The sequence below is a fragment of the Natrinema soli genome (assembly GCF_028618695.1).
The window spans coordinates 1-4,063 of sequence record NZ_JAQIVI010000538.1; the positions used below are offsets into that span (position 1 = coordinate 1).

The 4,063-nt window shown below is 66.1% G+C and carries 5 protein-coding genes; 4 read left to right on the forward strand and 1 reads right to left on the reverse strand.

Going from position 1 to position 4,063, the window contains the following annotated elements:
• Positions 1-147 precede the first annotated feature (147 nt).
• The 3 genes from PGX04_RS26060 to PGX04_RS26070 all read left to right on the forward strand — a co-directional run bounded on the left by PGX04_RS26060 (position 148) and on the right by PGX04_RS26070 (position 1,638).
• Positions 148-603 (forward strand): 30S ribosomal protein S19e, encoded by a 456-nt coding sequence (locus PGX04_RS26060; RefSeq protein ID WP_273741153.1) that lies wholly within the window; start codon positions 148-150, stop codon positions 601-603.
• Positions 604-700: 97 nt separating this feature from the next.
• Positions 701-1,048, forward strand: a complete 348-nt coding sequence (locus PGX04_RS26065; RefSeq protein ID WP_273741154.1) for a DNA-binding protein — start codon at positions 701-703, stop codon at positions 1,046-1,048.
• Complete coding sequence (locus tag PGX04_RS26070) at positions 1,048-1,638, forward strand: DUF7411 family protein (protein WP_273741155.1); 591 nt, start codon at positions 1,048-1,050, stop codon at positions 1,636-1,638. Before PGX04_RS26065 ends, PGX04_RS26070 begins: the two co-directional genes overlap by 1 nt.
• Positions 1,639-1,745: 107 nt before the next feature.
• Here the strand turns inward: PGX04_RS26070 and PGX04_RS26075 are convergent, their stop codons facing one another.
• A complete protein-coding gene (locus PGX04_RS26075) occupies positions 1,746-2,891 on the reverse strand; it encodes a sensor histidine kinase (protein WP_273741156.1) in 1,146 nt (381 codons plus the stop codon).
• Positions 2,892-3,072: 181 nt separating this feature from the next.
• Here PGX04_RS26075 and PGX04_RS26080 point away from each other — a divergent pair.
• Positions 3,073-4,063 (forward strand): histidine--tRNA ligase (locus PGX04_RS26080; RefSeq protein ID WP_273741157.1); only part of this gene is annotated, 991 nt, incomplete at its 3' end.

Consider the following 4,063-nt stretch of genomic DNA (forward strand, 5'->3'; position numbering starts at 1 on the left):
CCGCCTCGAGTTCGCCCGACAGGAGCCGCAGGGCGGCGCGTTCGTCCATACCCCCCGTTTCGACTCGAGGGCGAAAAACGGTCCGGGCCGACGCGGGGCTGCGCGGATACGATGGTCTTAAATGCCGCCGACGGGAATCACACGCCAATGGCTACGATGTACGACGTTCCGGCGGACGACCTCATCGAGGCGCTCGCCGACGATCTCGCGGATCGACTCGAGGAACCGGACTGGGGCGCGTTCGCCAAGAGCGGCGTCGACCGAGACCTCCCACCCGAACAGGACGACTTCTGGGCGACCCGCGCCGCGAGTCTCCTGCGCAAGGTCGCCGACCGCGGCCCCATCGGCGTCGAGCGACTCTCGACGCAGTACGGCGGCGCGAAGAACGGCTCGAACCGCTATCAGGTCGCGCCCGACAAGCGCACCGACGGCTCGAAGAACCTCATTCGGACCATCCTCCAGCAGCTCGAGGAGGAAGACCTCGTCGAGACCGCCGAGGGTGAGGGCCGCCGAATCACCGCCGAGGGACGAAGCCTGCTCGACGACACCGCCGGCCAGGTTCTCGAGGAGCTCGACCGTCCGGAACTCGAGCGCTACGCCTAATTCACGAGTTCGTTTTCGTGTCGGTTTCCCCGCCCAGAGCCATCGCTACCGTCGTCCGTAATCATTTTCCGGCGTGCCGGACAAGTACGACATAACTATGAGTGGCTCACCGGACGAGGAAAAACTCGAGGAGCTTCGACAGAAGAAAATGGAGCAGCTACAGGACCGCGCCGACGCGCAGGGCGAGGGCAGTCAGGAGGCGGCCCAGCAGCAGGCCGATGCCCAGAAGAAAGCCGTGCTGCGCCAGCACCTGACCGACGAGGCCCGCAAGCGGCTCAACACGGTCAAGATGAGCAAGCCCCAGTTCGGCGAGCAGGTCGAGCGCCAGGTCGTCAGTCTCGCCCAGAGCGGCCGCATCCAGGGCAAGATCGACGACGACAAGATGAAACAGCTCCTCAAGGAGCTGAAGCCGGACTCCCAGAGCTTCGATATCCAGCGCCGGTAATGGAACTCGGACTGCTCTACAGCGGCGGGAAGGACTCGACGCTCGCCGCGCTCTTGCTCGAGGAGTTCTACGACGTGACGCTGCTGACGGCGCACTTCGGCATCAGTGACGACTGGAAACACGCCCGCGAGACGGCCGACGCCGCCGGGTTCGCGTTCGAACGCCTCGAGTGCGATCCGAATGTCGCCCGCGAGGCTGCCGATCGGATCCGCGAGGACGGCTTCCCGCGAAACGGCATCCAGCTGGTCCACACGCACGCCCTGGAGCAGCTCGCGGCTCGAGAATTCGATGCGATCGCCGACGGCACCCGCCGCGACGATCGCGTTCCGACGGTGTCGCGGGCGCAGGCCCAGAGCCTCGAGGACCGTCACGACGTCGACTACATCGCGCCGCTGTCGGGCTTCGGTCGGTCGGCCGTCGATCGACTCGTCGAGGCGCGCCTGGACGTGACCGTCGGGCCGAGCGAGGAGATCGACAGGGCCGATTACGAGGCGGAGCTCCGAGCGCTCATCGCGGACGAAGACGGTTCGAGGGCGATCGCGGAGTGTTTTCCCGACCACGATCAGACGTACGTGACGAAGGTTCGGTGACCGTTCGACTCGAGTTGCGGCGTTTCATACGGACTGCTGTCAGTCAGTTCCGGAGCGACCGCGAACCGTCCTGCGGTTGCTCCGGGAAATCGTCACACCGGACTGTCTCAGCCGCCGCGAGTAAACTCGAACCGAGCCCCGCCGGCCTCGCTTTCGGTGATCGCGACCTGCCAGCCGTGGGCGTCGGCGATCGCGCGAACGATCGCGAGGCCGAGCCCGGAGCCGTCCTCCGACGTCGAGTACCCCTGCTCGAGCACCTCCGCTCGCTCGTCTTCGGGGATACCGGGGCCGTCGTCGGCGACGAAGAAGCCGCCGTCACAGGGGCCGACGCGGATGTGGACGTCCTCACGTCCGTGTTCGACGGCGTCTTCAGAACCGCCAGGTTCTGAACGGCTCGTCGAACCGTGTTCGACGGCGTCCTGACGAGTGTGCGAGTCAGGGTTTGTCGAACCGTGTTCGATAGCGTTCCGATAGAGGTTCTCGAAGAGTTGTTTCGCCCGAAGGGGATCGACTTCCAGCGTTCGGTTACCGACTATCTCGTAGGTGGCCTCGTCCGTCTCGACGACCGTCCACGCGTCGCTCGCGAGTTCGACCAGCGGCACGTCGTAGGGATCATCGACCTGCGTCCCGCTGCGGGCCACCGATAGCGTCTCCTCGATCAGTTCGTCCATTCGATTCAGCGCCGCGTCGACCTCCCGTAAGTGCTCCGGATCGCCGTCGGTGAACGCCGCTCGGAGCCGGCCCTGAGCGACGCTGAGCGGGTTTCGGAGATCGTGACTGACGACGCTCGCGAACTCCTCTAAGCGCGCGCTCTGCCGTTCGGCCTCGCGGACGGCGGCTCGCTGTTGAATCTCGTAGATGCCGGCGACGGTACCCGCGCTGACGCCGACCGTTCCGCCCATCAAGAGCAGGTACAGGGGCGCTTGAGCGCCGGTCTCCTCGAGATACAGCACGTAGAGATGCAGCGCCGTCACGAGGGCGGCAGCGAGGAAGCCGCCGAGCCCGTAGCCGAAGACGGTGAGTCGGTCTCGGATCGAGACGTCCCGGGAGACCAGCCATCGGTCGGCGAAGACGACGGCGGTCGCCGCGAGCAGCGGAAAGACGCTCTCGAGGAGCGCTCTGGTCGTCACGTGCTCGAGAGCGATGCGGATCCCGATGATCGCGGCGAGAAAGAGACCGAGCGCCGAGAGCGGCGAAACCGGCAGTCGCTCGCCGACCTCCGCGACCCAATCGTCGTCGGCCACGCGTTGCACAGTGGCCACTTGACGCAGGTCGCTATCAATGTACGGGACGATCTCAGGTCGGTGACGGTCGAACTAACGGAAATTAGCAGTGAACCAAAACGTCCGTCGTCCGCTCGTCGAGACCGCCGACGGTCGCGGCGGGCACGACGGAACGAAAGGATAGAAGTTCGCCGTCCCCGAACGAATTCGCATGTACGACCGGATCAAGGGCTTTCGTGACTTCTATCCCGGCGAGATGTCCGCCAGACGGGCGACTATCGACGTACTGGAGGCAACCGCCCGCGAGTACGGCTTCCGCGAGATCGGAACGCCCGCACTCGAGCGCGCCGAACTCTGGACCGACAAGAGCGGCGACGAGATCGTCGACGAACTCTACTCCTTCGAGGATCAGGGCGGCCGTCACGTCGCGATGACGCCCGAACTGACGCCGACCGTCGCCCGGATGGTCGTCGCCAAGCAACAGGAGCTGTCGAAGCCGATCAAGTGGGTCTCGACGCGGCCGTTCTGGCGCTACGAGCAGGTCCAGCAGGGTCGCCAGCGGGAGTTCTATCAGACCAACGTCGACATCTTCGGCTCGTCCGCGCCCGAAGCCGACGCCGAGATCCTCGCGTGGGCCGCCGACGCCCTCACTGGCCTCGGACTCACCGGGGACCACTTCGAGTTTCGTATCTCCCACCGGGACATCCTCGGCGGCGTCCTCGAGAGCTACGACGCCGAGGTCGACACCGAGGCGGCGATCCGCGCGGTCGACAAGTCCGGCAAAATTTCGGCCGTCGAGTATCACGACCTCCTGATCGACGCCGGCCTCTCGGCCGATCAGGCCGCCGAGTTCGACGATCTCGTCTCGGACGGCGACCTCGAGGCGGTCGAAGCGTTCGCCGACACCGAACGCGTGACCGCGGCCGTCGAGAACCTCCAGAACGTGCTCGCGGCCGCCGAGGACTTCGGCGCGCGCGAGTACTGCACCGTCTCGCTCGAGACGGCCCGCGGACTGGACTACTACACCGGCGTCGTCTTCGAGTGTTTCGACTCCGCCGGCGAGGTGTCCCGATCGATCTTCGGCGGCGGCCGCTACGACGATCTGATCGAGGGCTTCGGCGGCCAGCCGACGCCCGCGGTCGGCGTCGCGCCGGGCGAGCGCTCATCAGCGCCGTTTCCCGACGATCGATCGTCAGGATCGG

What these genes read in the sequence shown, in the direction of transcription:
- PGX04_RS26060 (WP_273741153.1), top strand. Translation starts at nt 148, where the DNA reads ATGGCTACGATGTACGACGTTCCGGCGGACGACCTCATCGAGGCGCTC.
- PGX04_RS26065 (WP_273741154.1), top strand. Translation starts at nt 701, where the DNA reads ATGAGTGGCTCACCGGACGAGGAAAAACTCGAGGAGCTTCGACAGAAG.
- PGX04_RS26070 (WP_273741155.1), top strand. Translation starts at nt 1,048, where the DNA reads ATGGAACTCGGACTGCTCTACAGCGGCGGGAAGGACTCGACGCTCGCC.